Consider the following 24,759-nt stretch of genomic DNA (forward strand, 5'->3'; position numbering starts at 1 on the left):
TGAGCGATCGCGAGTTTCTGTGTTAAGGGGGAATTACAATGAAAAACAAAACAAAAAATTGGTTTGCAAACGGCAATGCCTTTATTACCTTACCCGTCATTTTGATCACGATGCTGGTCTTTATTCCGATGGTCTCGGCATTGTTCACGTCATTCCAATCAGGACCACCAACAGCGATGACCTTTAACGGTCTTGGCAACTATCAGCGGATGTTGAGCGACTCAACCTTTAAAAAAGCCTTTGGCAATACGTTTTTATACTTATTAGTCCAAGTTCCGATCATGCTCTTTTTGGCGCTGATCGTATCGAACATATTGAATGACAAAAAATTGAAATTTAAAGGGCTGTTCCGCACCGCCTTGTTTTTACCCTGTATCACATCCTTGGTTTCTTATTCCTTGATCATGAAAAGTCTCTTTTCGGCAAATGGGTTAGTCAATAACTTTTTGACACAGCTACACTTGATCGATGCACCAATCCAATGGTTGACAGATCCTTTTTGGGCAAAAGTACTGATCATTTTTGCCATTACGTGGCGTTGGACCGGCTACAATATGATCTTTTTCATCTCAGGCATGCAGAATATCGATCCAAGTATCTATGAAGCGGCAGAGATCGATGGTGCTTCAAAATGGGATCAGTTCTTCAAAATCACGATTCCCAACTTGCGTCCAATCATCCTATTTACCACGATCACCTCAACGATCGGTACGCTGCAATTATTCGATGAAGTTCAAAATATCACTGGCGGTGGACCAGCCAATGCTACGACGACCTTGTCGCAATATATCTACAATTTGAGTTACAAATTCACGCCAAACTTTGGGTACGCCGCTGCGGTCTCCTTTGTTATCGTGATTGCGATCGTGATCTTATCGATCATCCAAACGAAAATAGGAGGAAAAGAAAATTGAAAACAATCTCACTCACTTTAAAATACGTCTTTCTGGCGATTTTGGCTTTCATCTCTATTTTTCCATTTGTTTGGATGATTCTAGGGATGACCAATCAAACCTTTGATATCGTTGCTGGAAAAATCATGATTGGCGATCAATTGGTCATCAACTTCCAAAATCTCTTTTCTTCCGACTTGAATTTTACTCGGGCATTAGGCAATTCCGCAGTGATTGCCGTGATTACGACCGTCTTTGCGCTGTTGTTCTCCTCCATGGCAGGGTATGGATTTGAGATCTATCGGACGAAAACCAAAGACCGCATCTTTAATATTCTCCTGCTGTCGATGATGGTGCCTTTTGCCGCGCTAATGATCCCGCTCTATCGGATGTTCAGCAAGCTTAGCGGCACACCGATCGGGATCAATACCTTCGCTGTCGTGATTTTGCCCTCAGTCTGTACCGCCTTTTTGATTTTCTTTTTTCGCCAAAATATCAAGGCATTCCCTAGAGAATTAGTCGAAGCTGCTCGGATCGATGGCTTGAATGAACTGAGCATTTTCTTTAGAGTCTACATGCCGACGGCTAAAAATACTTATGCAGCTGCTGCGATCATTACGTTTATGGGCAGCTGGAACAATTATTTATGGCCATTAGTTGCCCTGCAATCACCAGACAAACGGACCGTTCCACTGGTTCTTTCGGCTATGGGTGCTTCTTATACACCTGATTATGGCATGATGATGTGCGGCATCGTGATCGCCACACTGCCGATGGCCATCATTTTCTTCGTTTTACAAAAACAATTTGTCCAAGGGATGCTGGGATCCGTGAAATAAGCGGGGCATCAGCAAACAAATACAAAGTAGAGGGTACGATATGATTCTTTTTGACAAACATTTAAACGTCTTTCATTTAAGCAACGATCAAATCAGCTATCTCTTACAGATAGAGGAAGGGGGCAATGTGGCGCACCTTTATTTTGGGAAAAAAATCGCCCATTATTCTGGCGGCTATCGCTACCCACGCCTTGATCGCTCCTTTTCACCCAATCCCCCAGACAGCAGCGATCGGCTTTTCTCATTAGACACCTTGATGCTGGAGTTTCCTGGTAATGGCTTCGGGGACTTTCGAGAAGCTGCCTACACGATTCGCCAGTCTGACGGCAGCCGAGTCAGCCATTTTGTCTTTAGTGATTACCAGATTCAACAAGGCAAACCAGCCTTAGCAGGATTGCCTCAGACCCATGGGGCCGACGACGGCATCGAAACACTGATTCTGTCCTTAAAAGATGATGTGGCGGGACTCGAACTGCAGTTGTTTTACACGATTTTTGAGGATGCGGCAGTGATCGTTCGCTCAAGTAAAATAATCAACCACGGAATCCAGCCTGTTACGATCGAGCAGCTGGCGAGTCAAGCGCTCGATTTTCCTAACCGGCCCTTTGATTTGATCCACTTGCCAGGGGCGTGGGCGAAGGAACGTCAAGTGACCCGAGAACCCATCCATCGCGGCATCAAGCGTTTAGACAGCAAGCGGGGTTCCAGCAGCCATCAGCAAAATCCCTTTGCCGCCTTGCTGGAACCTAATGCTACGGAGTTTGCTGGGGAGTGTTTTGGTTTTAGTTTGCTGTATAGTGGCAACCATGAAATTATCATCGAAAAAGATCCTTACCATCAGACTCGTGTGATCATGGGGATCAACAGCCATCAATTTGCCTGGCAATTGCCGCCAACTGAAAGCTTTCAAGCCCCAGAAGCCGTGATTGCTTATAGTGAGGCTGGCTTGAATCAGCTGTCAGCCACCTATCATGATTTTTATGATGAGCATTTGATTCGGGGTAAATACAAAAAGCAAGAACGGCCGATCCTGATCAATAACTGGGAAGCAACGTACTTTGATTTCAATGAAGAAAAGCTAGATGCCCTCGTTGATGAAGCCAAGGAGCTGGGAATCGAACTGTTTGTTTTGGATGACGGCTGGTTTGGTCAGCGAGAAGATGACCAAACCTCATTAGGCGATTGGTTTGAAAACGAAGGCAAGCTGGCTTCTGGCTTGGCAGGATTTGCCCAAAAAGTCCATGACAAAGGGCTGCAATTCGGGCTTTGGCTGGAACCAGAAATGATTTCTGGTGACAGTGAACTAAACCGACAGCACCCCGATTGGCTGTTACAAGTACCCAATCGCAAGCCAGCGCTTAGCCGCAGTCAGTATGTGTTGGACTTTTCTCGACAAGATGTCAGAGACCATCTCTATCACCAGTTAACCCAACTGTTTGATACGGTTGCCATCGACTATATCAAATGGGACATGAACCGCAGTCTGTCGGATGTCTATTCCTTGCTCCTCGATCCTGCCCAACAAGGGGAGGTTGCACATCGCTATCTGCTGGGCTTGTATGAATTTCTGGAAAAACTGACCACTGCCTATCCAACGATCCTGTTTGAAGGCTGTTCTGGTGGCGGTGGGCGCTTTGATGCTGGCTTCTTGTATTATATGCCGCAGATTTGGACCAGCGACAACACCGATGCCATCGCCCGCCTGAAGATCCAATACGGAACCAGTCTGGTCTATCCGCCATCCACCATGGGTGCCCATGTCTCAGCGATCCCGAACCATCAGACCCAACGGGCAACGGATCTAGCGATTCGCGGCAATGCTGCGATGTCTGGCTTGCTGGGCTATGAGCTTGACTTGACACAGCTGACACAAGAGGAAAAAGCGCAGATCAAAGAACAAATCGCTTTTTATAAAAAACATCGGCGCCTGCTGCAGTTGGGCCGCTTTGTTCGACTGCTCAGCCCTTATGAAGGCAATGACGCCGCCTGGCTGTATGTTTCTCCAGATAAAAAAGAAGCGATCGTCTTTTACTTCCGAGTCTTGGCCGAAGCCTCTGCACCATTGGTTACTTTAAAACTGGCTGGCTTAGATCCTGACCTGACCTATCAAAGTGGAGGAGAGACCTTCGGTGGCGATGAATTGATGCAGCTCGGGTTGTATATCGATCCTCATTTAGCAGGGGATTACGCCACACAGCGGTTCCATTTTGTTGCAAAAGCGCCTTACGAATGAAAATCAGCGTCCCGTCAAAGCAATATGTTTTGACGGGACGCTTTATTGTGCTGCCGCAAGCTTTTGGCTAATGATCGGCAACTGAGAGGTTATTTTTGAACAAATGATTTATTTTTTTCTCGAGAAGTCGTATGATGAAGGAGGAGGCAGGCAGATTGCTTCTGACAATCAATAAGAGGAGGGTGTTCAACATGGACGAACAGCCACTAGGCAAGGAAACAGAAGCAGGGTTGATCGCTGCAGGATATCGGAAGTATCGTGGCGAAGCGATCGATATTTATTACAACAAAGAAATCTGCACCCACAGCGGCAACTGTGTGCGGGGCAATCCCGCTATTTTTGAAGTTGGACGGCGCCCATGGGTGATTCCTGATAACGGGGAAGCAGCGCAAGCGGCACAAGTGATCCACACTTGCCCCAGCGGTGCATTAAAGTACATATTAAAGGAGGAAGAACCATGGAAATCTTAGAAGAAAACACTCGATTTGTGTTAAAAGACGGCGACAAAGAAATCGGTGAAATGACCTGGTCGGAAGCGGGCGAAACACGCTTGATCATTGACCATACCTTTGTCGATCCCGCTTATCGGGGCCAAGGTCTGGCCGAAAAATTAGTGGCAAAAGGGGTGGAAAAAGCCCGCAAAGAACAAAAGAAAATCATTCCTTTGTGTCCCTTTGCCAAAAAAGAATTTGAACGCAAACCAGAATATGCCGATGTTTGGAACCAATAAATAAAAAAGACCCCCGTCAGCTCAAGCAGGTACCTTTGAGCTGATGGGGGTTTGTGGTATGGCTGATCAATGTTGGAATTGTGCATGGTACAGGCGATAGTAATAGCCTTGTTCTGCTAGTAGTTCTTCATGGGTTCCTTGCTCCACGATTTGACCGGCATCCATCACCAGGATCTTGTCTGCTGCTCGAATCGTTGATAAGCGATGGGCGATCACAAAGCTGGTTTTGCCTTCCATCATTTTCAAGAAAGCATCTTGGATTTTTTTCTCAGTCAGAGTATCAACCGAACTGGTTGCCTCATCCAAAATCAGCATGGGTGGGTTGCTGATCATCGTGCGGGCGATCGTCAAGAGCTGCCGTTGCCCGTCAGAGATCTTGATCCCTTGATGACCGATCGGTGTATCAAGTGTTTCTGGTAGGCGCATCACATACTCATACATATAGGCATGCTTTAAGGCATCGTAGATTTCTTCATCTGTGGCAGTGTCATTGCCGTATTGCAGGTTTTCTCGTAAAGAGGCATCAAAGAGCCACGTATCCTGCAAGACCATTCCGAAGCTTTGCCGTAATTCTTCTCGTTTCAACTGACGAATATCGGTGCCATCGATCTTGATTGCCCCTTTATCGACATCATAGAAACGCATCAATAAATTGACCAACGTCGATTTACCAGCACCAGTTTTTCCAACGATCGCGACGGTTTCTCCAGGTTTTGCGGTAAAAGTGAAATCTTCAATCAATTTTTGACCAGGATCATAAGCAAAAGAAACCTCCTCAAAGGCAATCTCGCCTTTGATCTCACCCAGTGATTGAGATTCTTGGTCATCGGCTGTTTCTGGCTCTTGATCCAATAGCTCAAAGGTTCTTGAAAGTCCAGCTAATGCCGTTTGGATCTGGGTGGTAATTCCCGACAATTCAATGAACGGTTTCGAAAACTGACTGGAGTAGATCGTAAAGCTGGAGATCACCCCAACCGTGACAGCACCTGAACCAGAAAAGTAAAGCAGACCGCCGACAAAGCCGACTGACAGATACGCCAAGTGATCGACGAATCGTGAAAGGGGATTGGTCAAAGAAGAAGAAAACTGTGCTTTTTGCCCCCGGACATTCAATTCTTGGTTGATCGTTTCAAAACGGTTTTGGTTGATGGTTTCTCGATCAAAGGCTTTGACGATTTTTTGATTGCCGATCATTTCCGTAACAAAGCCAGAAATTTCCCCGACGATTTCTTGTTGGCGAGCAAAATGCGATTGAGACGTTCGTGCCACGATCCAGTTGACCAAAAAGATGATCGGGGTCGAAACCAATACGACCAACGTTAAGGGCACACTCATTTGCAGCATGACGACTAAGGCGATCAAGACGACCGAAATACCAGAGAACAGCTGGTTAAAGACTGCAGCGACGGCAATGGAAATATTGTCCATGTCGTTGGTAAAACGACTGACGATGTTGCCGTGGGAGTTTTGGTCATAATAGCGCAACGGCAATGTATTGAGATGGGCAAAGCCTTTTTTACGTAAGTCGGCAACGGATAAATACGCCACGCGGTTGCCCAGTCGCTGGATCAACCATTGACTGACCACAGTCACTAAAACCACTCCGGCAAACAAAAGCAAAATGCGATAGAGGGCGCTGAACTGCACTTGATCGGCACCTATCAGCTGATCGACGGCTTGACCAATCTGATACGTCATATAAACCGAGGAAACACCAGCAGCGATCCCGAGGACAACTGCTGCCCAAGTTTCCTTCGCGTAGGCAGTCAAATAAGGGAGGTAGCGACGAAAGGCCGACCAATCGAATGATTTCTTTTTCATGCTTCTTCCTCCTCTGCCTGTGATGCCACGATTTCTTGGTATTCTTTTGACGTTGCCAGTAGCTCTTCATGGGTCCCTTTGCCTACCAAATTCCCTTGGTCTAAGACTAAGATCTGCTGCGCATCTTGGATGGAGCGAACCCGTTGGGAGATGATGATGACCGTACCACGAATGCTTTCTTTTAAAGCCATCCGCAAATCAAGATCGGTTTGATAGTCAAGGGCGCTTAGAGAATCATCCAAAATCAAGATATCTGGTTTAGCGATCAATGCTCTGGCAATCGTTAACCGTTGTTTTTGTCCTCCAGAAAAGTTCTTGCCACCTTCAAAAATCGGGGTGTCCAATTGCTGCGGCAAGGCTTCAACGAAGTCGCGGCTTTGAGCGATTTCTAGTGCACGCCAGCACTCTTCATCGGTGGCATCTTTTTTGCCCCATTGCAAGTTTTCTCGAATCGTTCCCGTAAACAGCACGGCGGTTTGAGGCACCATGGCGATTTTTTGGCGTAATTGCTGTAAAGGCCATTTCCGCACATCGTGTCCGTCAACGATCACTTTGCCATCTGCCACATCGTAGAAGCGGGGGATCAATTGGGTCAAGGCAGATTTCCCACTCCCGGTTGGTCCAGTGATACCTAAAATAGACCCCGGTGCGACTTGGAAATCAATGTTTTTCAAGGCTAATCCGTATTCTCTTGAAAAGCGGAAATCAACGTGCTCAAAGCGAATCGCTCCGACGTTGTTTTTCGGCTGATCCATAAAGACTTCTGAAAGTTCGTCGCCGATCGACGGCTCAGTGGCTAACACTTCGTTGATCCGTGAACCAGATGCTGCGGCACGGGTAAAGATGATCACTAAGTTGGAAACCACGATCAACGCTAAGAGCATTTGATTCATGTAATTGACCAGTGCCAACACTTGTCCTTGCTGCAAATTGCCAATATTGACCTTGAATCCACCGATATAAAACAACGCGATAATGCCGACATTCATGATCAAGGTGGTGGCAGGCGTCAATAAAGCAGAGAGATTTGTGACCCGTAAATAGACATCACTTAAATCATCAGTTGCTTTATCAAAGCGTTTTGTTTCCGTTTTTGTGCGGGCAAAGGCACGAATCACCCGAATCCCGCTTAAATTTTGACTCACTAGTTCGTTCAATTCGTCGAGATGAATTTGAACTTTCTTATACAATGGCACGGTTTTGGCGATGATCCAGAATAAGACGATACAAAAGAGCGGTAAGACGAGTAGGAATATCAAGCCAGCTTGCCAATCAATGACAAAGGCCATAATCACCGAACCGATACTTAAGAAGGGCGCACGGACCACCAGCCGAATCAGCATCGCCAAAGCAATCTGCATCTGGTTGATATCGTTGGTCATTCGGGTGATCAAGGTATCCGTCCCGAATAAGTTCAGTTCGCTATGGGAAAGGGTGTTGATTTTTTTCATCAAGCGATTGCGTAATTCCGTCCCGAAGCCTTGAGAAGCGACGGAAGCATAATACTGACAGATGACGGCACAGATCATGCCTACCACGGACATCACGATCATCCAGATCGTCATTTCAACGACCTTCGACCAATTATTTTGCCGTAGCCCCTCATCGACTAAAGCGGCCATCTGCAAAGGCAGGACCAATTCAAACACCGCTTCTAAAAATTTGAAAAACGGACCAAGAATAATCTGTTTGCGATAATCCTTGGCATAGCGTAACAAGCTAATCATAAAAAACCTCCTAAATTATTTCGGATGAGCAGGATGTTCACTGGCTAAACAGGCAAAAACCAAACTATCGGTCCATTCCCCCTTGTTCCACCAGTCTTGGATAAAATGTGCTTCTTGGCGTAATCCAATGCGTTGGCAAAGCTTGGCTGAGGCCTGATTGCGGGCATCTAGCGTCGCTTGGACCCGATGGATCTTCTGACTGGTAAACAACCAGCCCAACAATTCATTCAATGCTTCTTGAGCAAACCCTTGTCCGCCAAATGACGGATGGAAGGCATAGCCGATTTCAACGGAAGACGGCTGACCAGTAGACCACACCGACAAATCGCCGATGACCGTTTGGTCGTGTAGTACCGCCAAAGAAAGACCTGCTTGGTCCGCCAAGGTGTGCTGTTGGCATTTTTTGGCAAAAGCCGCAGCTGCCGTTTCTGTCTGCCAAGGCTCATGAAGTAAGAATCGGCAGACTTCCGCTTGCTGATAAATAGCAAAGGTATCGGCAAAATCACTTTCTTGAAACGGACGGAGCAGTAAACGTTCGCTTTCAATAAAACCCATAACAGCCTCCATTTCTTTAGGGACATCTTACCATAGAACGAAATAGCCGAAAACATCCCTTGAAAAATCTATTCATTTTCTTGCAAAAAAAATTTAAATCACTTGAAAAGTCTTTTTCTAAGAAAACGAACCTTGCCAGTTGCTGCTCATTTACAACGACTGCCAGCGGGCAAGAAAGGTTTTTTGCCAATCTCCCAAGGGCAAAATCACTCGCTGCATTTGAAAACGGTAGGTTTCCCCTTTATAAGTAAAGCGAATCGGGACGAGCATCCCTACAACAGGATCTTTGTGCTGTTTTTTCAGCTCAGTAAGCGGCACGATTTTGTGCTGCACGACCTTTGTCGAGAAAAGATTCAATGCCAAAATCGTCAATTGCTGATCATCCAAGATGAGCAAAATACGGCTGGTGATGGCGTTGAAGGACTGCCATTTTGCATAGCCGATGGCAGCCCCTTCTGTCCTATAGGGGGCCGCCAATGTTTGGAAGGTTTTTTTATTTAAAAGAAACATAGGTAGAAAACTCCTTATCAATTAGAATCAGTTTCGGCGCAAGCAATCAACAACCAATGCAGGAAAGCGGTCAGTCAGGTGTAAATGGTTGCAGCATCCGCCGAACGTTTTCAGTATACGCTTGTTTGAGGACTAACGGGTGGATTTCTTTGATGGTTGGACCAAATTGCAAGAGAAAATCAGCCAGAAAACCCAGCTCATTGTCGGCAATGTGCCCCTCTAAGCAAAGCTCACTAGGACGTTCCACCACTGCCATGTCAGGATATTTTTCTTGCCACAAGCGTTCCTTTGCCGATAGATCAAAGCGGATGTGATAGCCCAGTGTTTGTGTCAACACTTGTTGCTGCAGCTGTTTTTCAGCTAACTGCTGCAAGGTATAGCCTGTTTTTTCAGTCGGAGCAAGTCCCTGCATTGCATCACAGCGATAGCGGCGAAAAGCCTGCTTTTGACAATCATAGGCCAAACAGTACCAGTAGCCAGCACGAAAATCCAGCTGATAGGGTTGGACGGTCTTGTTCGTTTTTTGATAACGCTGATAGGTAAATTGGATGACCTGTTCTTGTACAATCGCTGAAAAAAGCGCTGAGAGGATCGGGGCACTCGTCAATTGAGGCACCCCTTGAAACGAAACCGCCGTCTCCATTTTTTCTAACCACTCGGTGTCTCCTTGATAAAAAGACTGCAACAGTTTTCGCCGTAGCCCTTTATAGCTCCGATCAAAAGGAGAATCGGTTAATTTTTGTAAGAGCTGTAAAGCAAAGAAAAGAGTATACCGTTCATTTTTGTCAAAGTACAACGGGGTTAGTTGATTTTTCAAAATCTGATAGCCGCCATAACGACCGGTTTCTACCACGAGAGGCAAGCCCAGCTCTTCCAATGATTGGACATCACGGACGGCTGTACGTTTTGAGATTGCGAAGGTTTCCATCAAATCGGCTAGATGAAAAGTGGTTTTTCCTTGTAAATACAATAGTTCCTGTGTTAAGCGTTCTGATTTTTTCATTTCTTTCTCCAATGGTGCCAAGTTTTGGCAATATTCACAGTTACACTTATGGTAACAAGAAAAGGAGGAACCAACAAATGATCGAACCAAAAATCGCTTTGTTTTTAACGTTAGACGGTAAAGCCCAAGAAGCCATTCAATTTTATCAAGAAACACTAGACGCAACCCTCTTATTTGCCATCACCAACCAGGAGTATCGTGAGAGACTTGATCCAACGCTGGAGATTCTTGCGGGACAAGAACAGTATCTTTCTCACTCCATCCTACAGATCGGAGATTTCCAGTTGCAGCTGGCAGACAATCCACTAGTTGAAGGAGAGGCGATTCAGCGAGGCAATCACTTGTCACTGAGTTTGACGCTAGCGGAGACACAAATAGCTCAGAAGCTTTATCAGCGATTGATGCAAAAAGGCAGTCAGACGATCCAATCACCAAGTGAGAATGCTTTTGCGTTTTTTTATGCAAGTGTTCGCGATCCATTTGGTGTAATTATTCAGCTTACTGTCGAAAAAGAAGTTGATCCCTCCAAAAAGGGTGAATGAAAAAATCGTTTTTTAATAAAATATCCATAGAAGTTGACTAATTATCCAAGTTTCTTTCAATCCCAGAATTATTTTTAAGGAATGTTTAAAGGACTTCACAGAAAAAGAATAAAACTTCTTAAAAAAATAGGCGGATCGTAAAAATTCTGGTACAATCGGGGAGAGCAATTCAGGAGAAATGAAGGAGGCACTATGGATAGAAAGACGAGATATAAACAGCAAAGAGCCCACAAAGCGCGCAACAAACGCGTGATTATTGGAGGAATCTTTCTTTTCGCCATTGCAGGCATCGTTTTATTTGCCGGCTATACGTATTATGCAGCAAAAAATTCAGTGGATAAAATGTTTAAAGAATCCGCTGTGATAACCTCTAACAAAGAAAAAGAGGATGGATCACTCAAAACATCCGATGTAAGTTCCAAATTCGGAGTTTTATTGATGGGTGTCGATAATGATGAGGAACGTGAACAAACAGATCATTTAGACAGTGCACGTACAGACAGCTTGATTTACATGGTTTATGATGGCGAAAACAAAAAAATCGATATGGTGAGCATCCCGCGGGATATTTGGACGAATATCTATGATGGAACTGGAACGGGTACAATTTATACGACAGCAAAAATCAATAGTGCCTATACAGTCGGTGAAGAGGATGCAACAATCGAAACCGTTCAAAATTATTTGCAGCTCCCAATCGATTACTACGTAAACGTGAATTTTATTAGTTTTAAAAAAATTATTGATGCAATTGGTGGTGTAACTGTAAATGTCCCTTACGACATAAATCAAGATTATGCCGCAGATAACTCTGGGGAAACATTGATTCCGGAAGGTCGTCAGTTGTTGAACGGTGAGCAAGCTTTGATTTTTGCGCGTATTCGAAAAATGGATACCGATGTTGATCGGGGAAATCGTCAGCAAGAAGTCATTGAAGCAGCAATTCATCAGGCTTTAAAAATTAATAACGTGACGAAATATCAAGAAATTTTAGATTCTGTAAGTAATGACGTAAATACAAACTTTAAATTTGAAGATTTAGTTTCCCTTGCTGGAAATATGATTTCGGGATTTGAAATCAATAGTCATACCTTTGAATGGTATGATGGGGAGTCTTACGATGGTCAGTCCATTGTGTACATCCAAGACTACTCTTACAATGAAATCCGAAACGACATGCTTAAGGCATTAGGCAAGCAGACAGAAGAACAGAGTACCCAAAATCAAAATACAGATGCTCAGACAGGATACGACGATGGGTCTCAAGGCACAGGCTATGGCAGCGAGTACGGTACTGACAACGGAACGGGCTATGGCACGGAGTATGGATCAGATTCAAATTATTAATGAAGTATTATTGTCAGAAGCAAGCCAGGAGAAATCCTGGTTTTTTTGCGTTCAAGAGGGGAGTAAATGGTAAATCTATATCACGAGCCACTTTCGTTTTCATCTAGGAAGTGCAGTGCTATGCTTAAGAAAAGAGACAGCTTGTTACAGCGAGTCCGACACCGAAGGAGGAACCATGATGGAAAAACAGCAAGAACAAAAAGCCCGTAGAATCGTTTTGCTGACCCATGTCTTAGGGTTGATCATGAAAGCCATCGGCTACTTCTTTAGCGGCAGTGCAGTCTTGATGAATGAAAGTATCCATAGTCTGATCGATTGCATCAATCAAGGACTTCTAGCCATCGGTGAAAACCGAGCACAGCGAGGACGCAGCGAACTGCATCAGTTTGGTGAAGGACGAGCGACCTATTTTTTTAGTACTGTAGTTGCCATGACAGTTTTTTTAGGTGGTGGAATTTTAGCGGTTGTTGAAGCCAGCCGTGATCTGCTAGACCCCACCCACGAAGTGGAACAGCTCCAGCTGGTGGCAGCGATCTTATTTGTCAGTTTGTTCATTGAAGTGACGGCTGTACAAGAGGGATGGCAAGAAGTCAAAGAACAAAACAAGCAAAATCAGCCCCTCGTCCGTTTCTTAAAAGAAAGCCGCGATTCCGATCTGCTTTTAGGCTTCACGGAAAATTTGTTTGCCTTAGGTAGTGTGACGATCGCCATCGCAGGAATCTTATTGACCGCATTGACGGATAATCCGATATTTGATTCCCTCGGCGGCATTTTGGGTGGATTGTTGCTGATTGCTGCTGCTGTCTTTTTAGCCAAAGAATTTTATAGCCTCTTGATTGGAGAAGGCGCTTCTGCTTCTGATTTAATGGCGATCAAACAAATTTTAGCCGACCCTGCCATCATTCAAATCAAAGATTTGCGAACCCTCCATCTAAGCCCAGAAGAACTTTTGATCGTCGCCGACCTTACCTTGAAGCTAGGACCCGAAGAACCAAGCGTATTTATCGATACCATCGAACAGCGGATCAAACAGGCTTTGCCTGATCTGCGAGTTTATTGCTACATCGAGAGTGAGGAAGTTCCCTCATAAAGTAGAATAAATACGAAGCATTCTTCGGTTGGTGATTTATCATTCAAACGAGGAATGCTTTTTTGGGGTATTGGCGTGCTTGTTTTATATGAACACAATGGATCAATGGCTTGTTTTGCTTCAACCTTTTCTGGCGATCAGGAAGGAGAATGTCAGCGAGAGGTCGCAATTTAATTGTTTTTTAGCAATAAACACTTTTTTTGTTCAAAAGTTTGTTGTTTTTTGTTAAAATAAAGTAAGGACAGCAAGCGTTCTCTTTTTAAAGTTATTTTTTTGCTAGAGTTGTAACATTGTAAATCACAACATAGCAGAAGCTTAGTTTATTAAGAAAACACCGAAACGAGTACCTGTTTGGCATTACTGACATGCTGCCCAATCGTCACCAAAAGCGGTGGTGCTAATTTTGTTACGACTGTTTTTTTACACCACTTGTGAAGCAAAATCCTTTGCGAACATCTTCATCCATGATAGGTTAGAAGTAGGCCGGATGGTTTTTTCACAAAGTACGTACATAGAAAGATCACTTGCGACGTTTAAAAGAAGCGACTTCATTGCTCGCAAAATGATCGATGCTCAACACACATACCTATTCCCTCAGCCAGTCAACCTGCGCTTGCTTTTCTTATTGGTTATATTCCCTTCACTCAGCAATTGCCTGAACCGATTCAAATCAAAAAATGACTGTGCAAGGTATCTGTACCGATTTATCCCTTCAGAAACGTGGAAACCCTCGGCAAGAAGTTTATAATTTAAAGGAGGAATTTGATGGAAAAATTTTACCAGCAAAAGACTGAAGAGACCTTGAAACATTTTGAAAGTGACCGCAAGCAAGGCCTAAGCGGGAAAGAAGCCGACAAACGCTTAGAAAAATACGGAGAAAACACGATCCAGCAACAAGAATCCCTTTCTGTATGGGAATTGCTGTGGCATAACTTGAACAACTTGATTGTTTATTTATTGCTAGCAGCTGCGTTACTCTCTTTTGCGATGGGGGAAACGATTGAAGGAATTGCAGTATTGATTGCCGTGGTGATTGCTGTAATGACAGGTTTTATCACAGAATTACGAGCACAAAAATCAATTGATTCTCTTCAAAGCATGATTTACACTACCGCAAAAGTGATTCGTGATGGAGAAGTAATGGAGATCGAGTCGGCAAAAATCGTTCCAGGCGATATTCTCGTTCTGGAAGAAGGGGATGCCATTGCGGCAGATGGCCGCTTACTTGAAACGAGCAACTTTGCCTGCATCGAATCAGCGCTGACCGGTGAGTCAGAAGCTGTTGAAAAAGATGCACGAGAAACCTTTGAAGAAGATGTTCCACTAGGCGATCGCCGCAATGTCGTTTTCGCAGGAACTGCGGCAACTCGGGGAAATGCCTATGCTGTAGTGACAGAAACCGGTATGAAGACCGAGGTCGGAAAAATCAGTGACATGCTGACGGGTGACAAAAAGCGTCAAACGCCGTTAGATATCGAATTGGACAAGCTAGGAAAAGCAATCATTATTGCCGCGCTTTTTGCTGCGGTGGCAGTTTTGATCGCTGGGGTCTTGACGAATCAACCATTTGTCGAAATGATCCATATCTCGATTATTTTGGCGGTCGCAGCGATACCTGAGGCAATGCCAGCCGTTTCGACGATCACATTGTCCCGAGGCATGCGGACGATGGCCGAGCACAAAGCACTGGTCAAATCGTTATCAGCTGTTGAGACCCTGGGCGCCACCAGTATCATTGCCAGTGACAAAACGGGGACGCTGACAGAAAACCAAATGACGGTTGCTGAGATCATTTTAGGTTCAGGAGAAATGTTCAAAGTAACAGGAAATGGGTATGAACCCAACGGGAAATTTTACAAGGCAGACTCGGAGGATGACACCGAGATCGATGCAGCCAATCATGATGCACTGCAAGGGATGATCGAAAACGGTGCTTTATGTACCACCGCTACTTTACGTGAAAACGAAGGGCAATACGAGATCCTCGGTGATCCAACAGATGGGGCGTTCGTCGTTTTAGGTCAAAAAATCGGCATCGATCGCCAAAAAGAGCAGGACAGCGGGCTGAAGAAAATCGCAGAAATGCCCTTTGATTCCGACAACAAATACATGGTGACCGTGTATGAAGGAGAGCAACGGACATTGATCATCAAAGGGGCACCAGATGTCTTGATTGATTTAGCCGATGCGGATGCCAAAGAAAAAGAACAGCTTCATGCATACAATGACACGTTAGCCAGTCATGGGCAGCGGGTGATCGCTGTCGGTTGCATCGAGGATTATCAAGGTGGAACGGCCGAAGCAGAGCTGAAAGCAGCACTGCAGGAAATCAAGATCCAAGGCTTTGCGGGCATCGTCGATCCGCCGCGAACAGATGTCAAAGAAGCAGTGAAGGTCGCCCAAGAAGCGGGGATCCGAGTGAAAATGATCACGGGGGACCATCCGAAGACGGCGTCCATGATCGCCAAAGAAATTGGCTTAAAGGATCATGAAAAAACCATGACGGGGCGTGAGATCGATGAATTGGCAGGGCAGGAAGGCTTTAACGAAAAAATCGAAGAAGTTGCTGTCTTTGCTCGAGTTTCACCAAAAAATAAATTACAGCTTGTGGAAGCGTTGCGTGAAGAAGGCGATATCGTTTCAATGACTGGCGATGGGGTCAACGATGCGCCGGCACTCAACGGCGCTGACATCGGGATCGCCATGGGGATCCGCGGCACAGAAGTAGCCAAAGAATCTTCCGATATGATTTTGACGGATGACCGTTTTGGAACGATCGTCGATGCCATCAAAGAAGGACGCATCATTTTTGACAACATCAAAAAATATGTTTCCTTCCTGTTCTCTTGTAATATGGTTGAGATCGTGACGATCTTTTTAAGTGTCATCTTCTTGATGCCAATGCCAATCCAACCGCTGCATATCCTTTTCTTGAATCTAGTTATCGATATTGCTCCAGCCATGGCGTTAGCCTTTGAACCAGCAGAAGACGACATCATGAAACGTCAGCCACGGTCGAAAGCTGATGGCCTCGTCAACAAGCGCTTCTTAGGACGCATTATTTTAAGTGGGGTCGTGATTGGTTTGGTGGCGTTTGGCTTCTTCAACTTCCTGATGCTGACGGATCACGAGTTGCTTTATGCACAAACAGCAACCTTTACCTTTATGGCAGTGGCGCAATTGATGCATATTTTCAACGTTCGTAAGAGCAGCGGCTTTGGTTTAGACAAAACCCTCTTGAAAAACAAACCGTTGATGGGAGCCTTGCTCCTTTCCGTCGGCTTGCAGCTTTCAGCAGTCTATGTACCGTTTATGAATGAGCTATTAGACACGATGCCAATTCAAGCTGGCACGTGGGGCATTATCTTTGCTGCTGCTGCGATCTCTACACTGATCGTGATGGGCTTGAAGAAACTCTTCCAATTAAAATAAAATAAATTCTCCAGTATTGACTCAATACTGGAGTAACGAAGACCCGCAGCCTAATGGTGCAACTTCATAAAAGGATTTCTGATTCGATCCTTGATGAAGTTCGCCTAACTGCGGGTCTTTTTTTTGCTTACTCTTTACAAGCAAAAGAAAATGACTTATACTTGACTAGTCAACAGTTGACTAGTCAATGATGAAAGGAGCGGTTGATGCAATGAATTTACGTGAGCTAAGCGGATTGCTGTATCGGATGAAAATCGTGAATCAAGAATTAACGGCGATCTTTGAAAAAGAGACTGGCTTTAGTCTGACCCGTTATCAGTTGCTGCAGTTTTTAAATGAGCAAGGACGCTGTACCCAAAATCAAGTACAGAATGAATTGAAGATCGATAGTGCAGCGGTCACGCGGCATTTGAAGATTCTCGAAGAAAAACAATTTGTGACACGGGAACGTAACAAAGACAATAACCGCGAGATTTTTGTTTCTTTGACACCGAAAGCACAAGCCGATTTGGCTAGTTGTGCTTCAAAGCATGCCAGCTCTGAGGAGTCGCTAGGCATCAATTTGACCGAAGAAGAAGAAGCACAGCTTCTAACATTACTTATGAAATTAGTTCCATGAAAGAAGGAAAACCCATGACAGAATACAGCAACAACAATTTTTCAGAGATCACCTTTGGCCGAAAATCGGTCCGTGTCTATGATGAAACCTACAAAATCCCCCATGAAGAAATGTTGACCATGATCCAAGAGTCAACGACAGCACCTTCCTCAGTCAATATGCAGCCTTGGCGCTTTGTCGTTGTGGAAAGCGATGAGCAAAAAGCAAAATTGAAACCGTTGATTCGTTTCAACGTCCGACAAAATGATACCTCTTCTGCAATGGTCTTGATTTTTGGTGATATGCTTTGTCATGAACTAGGAGAAGAAATCTATAACAAAGCAGTAGCAGAAGGCAAAATGCCAGCAGAAGTACGTGACCAACAATTAGCAGCGATCATTCCTCATTACGAAAATCTTACAAAAGAACAAATGAATGATGTGGTGAAGATCGACGCTAGTTTAGCTGCCATGCAATTTATGTTAGTTGCGCGGGCGCATGGCTATGAAACCAACCCAATCGGCGGCTTTGAAGCAGATCAATTAGCCGAAGCTTTTGGCTTAGACAAAGAACGTTATGTTCCTGTCATGATCCTTTCAGTCGGAAAAGCCAAAGAATTAGGCTATGAATCCGTTCGGTTAGACGCAGAAAAAATTACGACATTTCTATAAGAGGAGGGAAAACGATGGAAATCATTAATGCAACGTTTTACATCAAAGAAGAAAAGCGGGCAGATTTTTTAGCCGCTGTTACGCCATTATTAGCATCGGCGAGAGCTGAGGAAGGCTGCCACGGCTATCATCTCTATGAATCATTGGAAGAGAACAATCGGTTTGTCATGGTCGAAAAATGGGCGAATCAAGAAGCGATCACCGCCCACAATCAAAACCCGCTGCTGCAACAATTATTCCAACAAATGCCTGACTTTGCAGCCAAACCGAGCGAGATCGTTGTCGCTCATCAAGGAGAATAAGGATGACGATTTTATCGACGGTTTTGATTGTACTGGTTGCCTTAGAGTTTTTCTATATTCTCTATTTAGAAACATTTGCCACTACGTCCAAAGCAACAGCGCGAGTCTTCAACGTGACGAAGACAGAACTTGAGCGACCGATTGTTGTGACCTTGTTCAAAAATCAAGGAGTTTACAATGGGCTGATTGGTTTGGGGTTACTGTATAGTATTACCTTTGCTTCAGCGCCATTGGAAATCAGTCGCTTGCTGTTGATCTACATTATCTTAGTAGCTGCATATGGCAGTGTGACTAGCGACAAGAAAATTATTTTGACCCAAGGCGGTCTAGCGATCCTTGCCTTGCTGTCCACCTTTTTTTAACCAATGAAAGAAGAAGTCCCCCGATCGAAGAAAGCTTTTCTATCCAATAGAAGCTTTCTTCGATCGGGGGCTTTTAATGTTTGGACAAAGAGTACTCAGAACGTGAAAAAAATGATAGGATAAGAGAAGGGACTAACGATTTTCTGGACGTAAGCTGGTTGCTGCAAATAAGGCTTTTACTAGAATGGGTGTTAAAATCGCAGCTGTGATCACCTCAGAGATTCCATTCGTTACAGCAATTCCACCGAGGGTCACGAATAAAGCCGAAGCATCGACACCATAGGTAGTGGCAACTAAGCTAGTATATAAGGTTCCCATTAACGTCAAGACCAAAACTGTATTGGTGATGGTCCCAAAGATTGCTGCAACAATCGAAGCAGCGACGACTTTTTTGGTCTTTTTGTAAATGATCGTAAACAAGAGACCAGCCACTAAGCCAACCAACACACGGGGAACCACCGAGATGATTGGGTTGGTGAAAACAGCAATGTCTAAGGGCGTTGTCGGAGAGGTAAACGCACGGATCATGGTAAAAATCCCCCAGACTAAGCCGATGAACATCCCGTCTTTTGTCCCTAAAACGATGGCAGCGACGATCACCGTGATATGGATGATCGTTAAACTAGTGATACCGATCGGAATAAATCCAAGGAAAGGTACCATCGTTTGTAAAATAATAATAGCAGTCAAAATGGCACGAATGACAAGGCGATAGGTTTTGCTTTTTGTATTCATTGTAAAAACTCCTTTTTTATAATGACACTCGTGTCATTTTTAAGTTAGGTTGATTATACAACAAAATGACACGAGTGTCATTCATAATGTGATGAAAGGAGCCAAAAAAATGGCAAAGAAGCAACAGAGCGAATTGACTACAGCGGAAAAGAAAAAACAACAAAAGCGTGATTTGATTCTTGAAAGTGCCAAAGTCGTCTTTAGTAAGAAAGGCTTGATCGATGCGACAATGAAGGACATTATCGAAGAGTGTGGCATTAGTCGTGGTGGCATTTATTTATATTTTCGTTCGGTGGATGAGATTTTTTTGGCAGTGTTAGAGCAGCGTTCCAAACGTAAATTTGATGATGTACGAGAGATGATCATGGAGCAAGTACCCTTTGAAACGATTTTAAACAAATATTTTTCCGACCATCGCAAGCGTCTACTCCACAGCATTTCTGACGGTATGCTGCGAGCCGTCTACGAGTATTACTATACGCATAAAACCGAAGCCTCCAGTTCCCTGCAGCAAGCACAACTTTCTGAGACGAAACGGACGATCCATGAGATCTTTCAAGTTGGCGTTCAGCAAGGCGTGTTAAAAGATGAAAACTTGGCAGTGATTGCAGAAAACTATATGTTCGTGATTGAAGGATTGGGGATTTTGGCTCTGACCGGTCACATCACAGAACAGACCATTGATGACCAAATCGCTGTAATGAGACAACTACTCCCTTATCGCGAATAACTAAGACAAAAAAACTCGCTCTTTTCTAGTTAACACTAGGAAGGAGCTTTTTTCGTCTGTTTATAACTTTGTGAATCAAGCATATTTTGCAGAAAATTAATGTAATAAAAGTGAAATCTACAACATTATTTATTTTTTCTTAAGAAAAAGGACTTTTTCTATGAAATTTTCTTGAACAGTTGATACATAGGGATTCACTCGGCGTGTTGGTGGGATAGTAGTGGGGAACATGTAATAAAAAAACAGATCTTATTTATGTAACTAAAATGTAAATCGCTTACGGATTGGGTTTGCTACTGAACTATGGTAAAATGAAAATGGTCAAATAAATGAAAAAAAAGTTTTAAAATTTAATTTGGAGGATCAGATGAAGAAGAAAATCTTTGCAACAGTGTGTATGTGCGGCATTGTATTGTCATCATTCGGCGGACCTGTGACCGTTTTTGCTACGAATCACGATCAATTGATCGAACAAAAAAATAACGAAATTGATCATTTGAGACAGCAACGTCAAAGCGTACAAGGGGAAATTGATGGATTGTCTGCAGAAATTGATTCATTAAATCAAGAAGCAGCAATCATTTTAGCGCAGCAAAGTGATTTGTTGCAAGCGATCGAAGGATTGGATCAGGAAATCAGTCAGTTAGAAGAGCGCATCGCCAAACGCTCAGAAAACATTGAAAAACAAGCCAGAGAAACACAAGTCAATGGGAAAGGCGACAATTTTTTAACAGCCGTACTAGAAGCTGATTCTGTCAGTGATCTAGTGGGTCGGGTACATGCCATGACGACGATCATTCGAGCAAATAATGAAGTGATCGAACAGCAAAAAGCCGACCAACAAGCAGTTGAACAAAAGCGTGCGGAATCACAAGAAAAAGTGGCAGAATTGCAAGCAGCACAGAGCCATCTGGAAGCACAAAAAGGTGTCTTGGAAGCAAGCCAAGCAGAATTAAATGTCTTAGTTAGTAATTTAGCCTACGAAGAAGCAACGAAAGAAGAAGAAAAAGAACAGCTGCGTGCAGAAAAAGAAGCCTATGAAGCGGAGCAAGCAAGAATTCGTGAAGAAGCTGCCCGTGTTGCTGCTTTACAAGCCCAAGCGGAACAAGCGGCGCAACAGCAGGCAGAACAAGCTGCAGCAGAAGCAGCAGCCTTGAATGAAGCGGCTGTTCAAGCAGAGGGCACCGAATCTGACGCAGAAGCAGAGAGCCCAACGCCAGTGGAAGAGCCAGAAGCACCAGCAGAAACGCAGCCAGAGGAAACGCAAGAATCTGAACCAGTTGAAACACCAGAGGCTCCAGAAGAAGCACCAGTAGATACACCAGAAATTCAAGAGCCAGAAACACCAGTGACACCTGCAGCACCAGAGACGCCAGCGGACAGTGCACCTGCAGTTCCTGCACCAACGCCAGCTCCGTCACCTGCACCGATCGTGACGCCGCCAGCACCTTCTGCACCAGCATCAACAAATGGGGCTGCAATCGTGGCAGAAGCTTATAAGCATATCGGAAAACCCTATGTTTGGGGTGCCAAAGGACCGGACAGCTTTGACTGTTCTGGGTTTACTCGCTATGTCTTTTTACAAGTAACAGGGAGAGATATTGGTGGATGGACGGTACCACAAGAAACAGCAGGTACAGTGATTTCCGTTAGCCAAGCACAACCAGGAGATCTATTATTCTGGGGTTCATCAGGCAGCACCTATCATGTAGCCATTGCTTTAGGTGGCGGACAATACATTCATGCACCACGCCCAGGACAAAATGTTTCTGTTGGCAGTACCGCTCATTTTACACCTAGCTTTGCAGTAAGAATGTAAGAAATAGCTAGCTGTAGTTTTAAGGAGAGACAAATGGAAGAAAGAAAACAGCTTCGTTATCGTGCGAAGAAACAAAAAAGAGGGCTTCTTTACCGTAAAAGTGCGGCGGCAACCGCTGCACTTGTTAGTACGGTGAATATTTTGCCGATGAATGTCTTAGCAGATACACTTGAGTCAGCAGAAACCCAAAATGGTGTTCAAGTAGTTGAAACAGCAGAGTCAACCCAAGACACATCGACGCAAGATTCCGTGAGCATTGTAGAAGATCAAGAAGTGAACGAGGGATCACCAGCAACGCAAGATAGTACCGAACCATCAGAAGCTGAAAGTGCGGATGTAGTAGAAATTCAAGATGTACCCGAAAATGAACCAGCAGATGATGCTTCTGAACAGAATGAAGCAGAAATCGATCGTGACATTCCTGTTCTGTCAGAAGAAGAGCGGATCGCCATTGAAACGAAGGTCATGCCCAACTACAACAATCCAATGGCACGTTCTAATAATCAGCAAGCATTTATTCAGCAAGTAGGACCAATGGCACAAGAAGTGGCGGGGGCAAATGACCTCTACGCTTCAGTCATGATTGCGCAAGCGATCTTAGAATCAGGTTGGGGGCAATCCACGCTGACTACTCTTGCCAATAATATGTTTGGTATCAAGGGATCTTACAATGGACAATTTGTAGAGATGCAAACCTTGGAAGATGACGGGAATGGCAACCTCTATCCGATTATTGCGAAGTTTCGTAAATACCCTTCATTAAAAGAATCTTTTCAAGACAATGCGCACGTTTTGAGAACCACCTCATTTTCGCCGGGTGTTTTCTTCTACCATGGGGCATGGAAGTCTAATACGAATTCTTATCGTGACGCGACACAATGGCTGCAAGGACGCTATGCCACCGACACGGCTTATGCAAGTAAGCTAAACAACTTGATTGAAACGTACAATTTGACCCAGTACGATACATCAAGTGGTGGCGGTTCAAACGATAACAACAATAATAATTCTGAACAGGCGATCAATAAGCAATTCAGAACAAATGCAGCACTCAATATCCGTTCAGATGCTTCCACCAGCGCCTCGATCGTGGGTTCATTGGCTGCCAACGCAACATTTGAAGCAGTAGCGCAAAAAAGCGGCACCAGTGTGAACGGCAATACGACGTGGTATCGAATTCAAGGACGTGGTTGGGTAAGTGCCGCTCACGTGACGGAGATCTCATCGAATACGGGTGGGAATGATAACAACAATAATAATGATAATAACAACGATAATAATAACAATAACGATAATAATAACAATAACAACAGTGCCGAACAAAGCATCAACAAAGAGTTTCGCACCACCACCGCCTTGAACATCCGTTCCGACGCATCGACTAGCGCTTCTGTTGTCGGCTCCTTGGCAAGCAATGCAACATTTCGAGCAGTCGCTCAAAAGACCGGAACGAGTGTCAACGGCAACAATGTGTGGTATCGAATCCAAGGACGCGGCTGGGTGAGCGCTGCGTACGTGACAGAAGTGACCGCTGGAAGTAATAGCTCTGAACAAAGCATCAATAAAGAGTTTCGCACCACCGCAACATTGAATATTCGCTCTGATGCGTCTACCAGTGCTAGAATTGTTGGTTCTTTGTTAAACAACTCCTCTTTTCGCGCAGTTGCGCAAAAGACCGGAACCAGCGTCAATGGTAACAATGTCTGGTATCGAATTGAAGGGCGTGGCTGGGTAAGTGCAGCGTATGTTCAAGAAACGAACGCTTCCTCATCAAACAGCACCACCTATACCGTGCGTTCGGGAGACACTCTATGGGGGATTTCGCAACGCTATGGTGTGACTGTCAATCAGTTGATGCAGTGGAATAATCTTTCTGGCTCATTGATTCTTGTAGGGCAACGACTTGTAGTCCGTAGATAAAAAGAAAAAACATCTGCAACCATTTTTGCGGCTATTTGCCAAAATGGTTACAGATGTTTTGTTTATTCTTCTTTGAAGCTGTTCATGATCGCTGTTAGTTCCTCTTTTGAAGAGTCGTATAAGCTTTCTAACGTCCAACCATACAACTGAACGTAATTATTTTCGGTTTCAAGTACATAATAAATATAGTGGATATTTAGCCCTTCAACTGTCGCTGGGAAATCAACGAAATAGGCCTTTGTGTCAGGAATTGGTAAAAAGGTGGCAGTCGTATCGAAGCTCGTTGCCAAATTTTCTTGAACCAATCCGAGATAAGTTTCTAAATCGGCAAAATCTTGTTTCGATTCAACGACTGCAGCTAAGTATTTTGTTTCTAACGCATCGGACAACATGAAATCATTGTCAGGATTCAATGAAGTGAAATCAGGTACCTCTTGCCAATTGCTAGGTAAATCGATGGTATAGTTTGTTCCGCTCACGCCTGTGATAGTTTGCTCCGAACTCGGTAAAGCCGCTTCGCTGGAAGAGACCGTAGATTCTTGGGCGACTTCTGTTGACGAAGTCATAGATAAGCTTGTAGCGCTTGCATTTTCCGTACTTTCTGAAGTTGGTTGCTCCTCTTTTGGCGTGCAGCCAGCAAAAAGAAGTGTGAACCCCAATAAACTAAAAACAACACTTTTTCTCATTATTCTCACGTTCCCCTTTGTTTTTTATTTTCAAATAACCAACATTATTTAGTTAATCGTATAATAGGAAAGGAAATAACGCAATAAAATATTCTTAGTTATTGCATGAATCGAAAAAAAGAAAGGAATATTAAATAGTAAATTTAAAAAAATGAAGCGGAAATAACTGACTATTACCGCTTATTTTCACTTTTTTCTTAGATTGATGCAAAAG

The 24,759-nt window shown here is 44.2% G+C and carries 22 protein-coding genes and 1 pseudogene; 16 read left to right on the forward strand and 7 right to left on the reverse strand.

All coding sequences use genetic code 11. The features are described 5' to 3' along the window. Window positions 1-38 precede the first annotated feature (38 nt). The 5 genes and pseudogenes from IGI76_RS05505 to IGI76_RS05525 all read left to right on the forward strand — a co-directional run bounded on the left by IGI76_RS05505 (window position 39) and on the right by IGI76_RS05525 (window position 4,695). Window positions 39-914 (forward strand): carbohydrate ABC transporter permease, encoded by an 876-nt coding sequence (locus IGI76_RS05505; protein WP_005225588.1) that lies wholly within the window; start codon window positions 39-41, stop codon window positions 912-914. A 2-nt stretch (window positions 915-916) separates the two neighbouring features. Continuing rightward, window positions 917-1,732: pseudogene (locus tag IGI76_RS05510) on the forward strand (carbohydrate ABC transporter permease); the annotation flags it as partial. Window positions 1,733-1,772: 40 nt separating this feature from the next. Then, window positions 1,773-3,965: an alpha-galactosidase gene (locus tag IGI76_RS05515; protein ID WP_142964367.1), complete on the forward strand. Its 2,193-nt coding sequence runs from the start codon at window positions 1,773-1,775 to the stop codon at window positions 3,963-3,965. Window positions 3,966-4,156: 191 nt separating this feature from the next. Continuing rightward, window positions 4,157-4,435: a (4Fe-4S)-binding protein gene (locus IGI76_RS05520; protein ID WP_015509363.1), complete on the forward strand. Its 279-nt coding sequence runs from the start codon at window positions 4,157-4,159 to the stop codon at window positions 4,433-4,435. Then, complete coding sequence (locus tag IGI76_RS05525; protein ID WP_010747845.1) at window positions 4,423-4,695, forward strand: GNAT family N-acetyltransferase; 273 nt, start codon at window positions 4,423-4,425, stop codon at window positions 4,693-4,695. The genes IGI76_RS05520 and IGI76_RS05525 overlap by 13 nt, the downstream gene beginning before the upstream one ends. A gap of 66 nt (window positions 4,696-4,761) precedes the next feature. Here the strand turns inward: IGI76_RS05525 and IGI76_RS05530 are convergent, their stop codons facing one another. From IGI76_RS05530 to IGI76_RS05550, 5 genes are all read right to left on the reverse strand, one after another. Next, entirely contained in the window at window positions 4,762-6,516 is a 1,755-nt protein-coding gene (locus IGI76_RS05530) for an ABC transporter ATP-binding protein (RefSeq protein WP_010747846.1), read from the reverse strand. After that, window positions 6,513-8,243 (reverse strand): ABC transporter ATP-binding protein, encoded by a 1,731-nt coding sequence (locus tag IGI76_RS05535; RefSeq protein WP_270266527.1) that lies wholly within the window; start codon window positions 8,241-8,243, stop codon window positions 6,513-6,515. The genes IGI76_RS05530 and IGI76_RS05535 overlap by 4 nt, the downstream gene beginning before the upstream one ends. A gap of 15 nt (window positions 8,244-8,258) precedes the next feature. Beyond that, on the reverse strand, window positions 8,259-8,798 hold the full coding sequence (locus tag IGI76_RS05540; RefSeq protein WP_270266528.1) for a GNAT family N-acetyltransferase: 540 nt from the start codon (window positions 8,796-8,798) through the stop codon (window positions 8,259-8,261). 150 nt (window positions 8,799-8,948) lie between these two features. Beyond that, complete coding sequence (locus tag IGI76_RS05545) at window positions 8,949-9,308, reverse strand: hypothetical protein (RefSeq protein WP_270266529.1); 360 nt, start codon at window positions 9,306-9,308, stop codon at window positions 8,949-8,951. 70 nt (window positions 9,309-9,378) lie between these two features. Next, on the reverse strand, window positions 9,379-10,311 hold the full coding sequence (locus IGI76_RS05550; RefSeq protein WP_438781186.1) for a helix-turn-helix transcriptional regulator: 933 nt from the start codon (window positions 10,309-10,311) through the stop codon (window positions 9,379-9,381). A 77-nt stretch (window positions 10,312-10,388) separates the two neighbouring features. Here IGI76_RS05550 and IGI76_RS05555 point away from each other — a divergent pair, with 77 nt between their 5' ends. The 8 genes from IGI76_RS05555 (at window position 10,389) to IGI76_RS05590 (ending at window position 18,655) form a co-directional block, all read left to right on the forward strand. After that, window positions 10,389-10,853, forward strand: a complete 465-nt coding sequence (locus tag IGI76_RS05555) for a VOC family protein (protein ID WP_121261829.1) — start codon at window positions 10,389-10,391, stop codon at window positions 10,851-10,853. A 192-nt stretch (window positions 10,854-11,045) separates the two neighbouring features. Continuing rightward, window positions 11,046-12,200 (forward strand): LCP family protein, encoded by a 1,155-nt coding sequence (locus IGI76_RS05560; RefSeq protein ID WP_034868433.1) that lies wholly within the window; start codon window positions 11,046-11,048, stop codon window positions 12,198-12,200. A gap of 175 nt (window positions 12,201-12,375) precedes the next feature. Next, a complete protein-coding gene (locus IGI76_RS05565; RefSeq protein WP_194185480.1) occupies window positions 12,376-13,290 on the forward strand; it encodes a cation diffusion facilitator family transporter in 915 nt (304 codons plus the stop codon). Between the two features lie 765 nt (window positions 13,291-14,055). Beyond that, window positions 14,056-16,722 carry a cation-translocating P-type ATPase gene (locus IGI76_RS05570; RefSeq protein WP_270266531.1) on the forward strand — a complete coding sequence of 889 codons (2,667 nt, stop codon included), beginning with the start codon at window positions 14,056-14,058 and terminating at the stop codon, window positions 16,720-16,722. Between the two features lie 211 nt (window positions 16,723-16,933). Further along, a complete protein-coding gene (locus IGI76_RS05575) occupies window positions 16,934-17,341 on the forward strand; it encodes a MarR family winged helix-turn-helix transcriptional regulator (protein WP_008378808.1) in 408 nt (135 codons plus the stop codon). A 14-nt stretch (window positions 17,342-17,355) separates the two neighbouring features. Further along, entirely contained in the window at window positions 17,356-17,991 is a 636-nt protein-coding gene (locus tag IGI76_RS05580; RefSeq protein ID WP_240937507.1) for a nitroreductase family protein, read from the forward strand. Window positions 17,992-18,005: 14 nt separating this feature from the next. Further along, on the forward strand, window positions 18,006-18,293 hold the full coding sequence (locus IGI76_RS05585) for a putative quinol monooxygenase (RefSeq protein ID WP_016608137.1): 288 nt from the start codon (window positions 18,006-18,008) through the stop codon (window positions 18,291-18,293). Window positions 18,294-18,295: 2 nt separating this feature from the next. Next, complete coding sequence (locus IGI76_RS05590) at window positions 18,296-18,655, forward strand: DUF1304 domain-containing protein (protein WP_270266532.1); 360 nt, start codon at window positions 18,296-18,298, stop codon at window positions 18,653-18,655. 132 nt (window positions 18,656-18,787) lie between these two features. On the opposite strand, the gene IGI76_RS05595 is transcribed toward IGI76_RS05590, so the two are convergent. Continuing rightward, entirely contained in the window at window positions 18,788-19,390 is a 603-nt protein-coding gene (locus tag IGI76_RS05595; RefSeq protein WP_142962512.1) for an ECF transporter S component, read from the reverse strand. 109 nt (window positions 19,391-19,499) lie between these two features. Between IGI76_RS05595 and IGI76_RS05600 the strand changes: the two genes are divergently transcribed. The 3 genes from IGI76_RS05600 to IGI76_RS05610 all read left to right on the forward strand — a co-directional run bounded on the left by IGI76_RS05600 (window position 19,500) and on the right by IGI76_RS05610 (window position 23,859). Then, window positions 19,500-20,120 (forward strand): TetR/AcrR family transcriptional regulator, encoded by a 621-nt coding sequence (locus IGI76_RS05600; RefSeq protein WP_015509375.1) that lies wholly within the window; start codon window positions 19,500-19,502, stop codon window positions 20,118-20,120. A 367-nt stretch (window positions 20,121-20,487) separates the two neighbouring features. Further along, window positions 20,488-21,939: a C40 family peptidase gene (locus tag IGI76_RS05605; RefSeq protein ID WP_270266533.1), complete on the forward strand. Its 1,452-nt coding sequence runs from the start codon at window positions 20,488-20,490 to the stop codon at window positions 21,937-21,939. A gap of 33 nt (window positions 21,940-21,972) precedes the next feature. Then, a complete protein-coding gene (locus IGI76_RS05610; protein WP_167823039.1) occupies window positions 21,973-23,859 on the forward strand; it encodes a glucosaminidase domain-containing protein in 1,887 nt (628 codons plus the stop codon). Between the two features lie 62 nt (window positions 23,860-23,921). Here the strand turns inward: IGI76_RS05610 and IGI76_RS05615 are convergent, their stop codons facing one another. After that, on the reverse strand, window positions 23,922-24,545 hold the full coding sequence (locus tag IGI76_RS05615; protein ID WP_270266535.1) for a hypothetical protein: 624 nt from the start codon (window positions 24,543-24,545) through the stop codon (window positions 23,922-23,924). Window positions 24,546-24,759: the final 214 nt, after the last annotated feature.

Source organism: Enterococcus sp. DIV2449a, assembly GCF_051711225.1.
GTDB classification, from domain to species: Bacteria; Bacillota; Bacilli; order Lactobacillales; family Enterococcaceae; genus Enterococcus_D; species Enterococcus_D casseliflavus.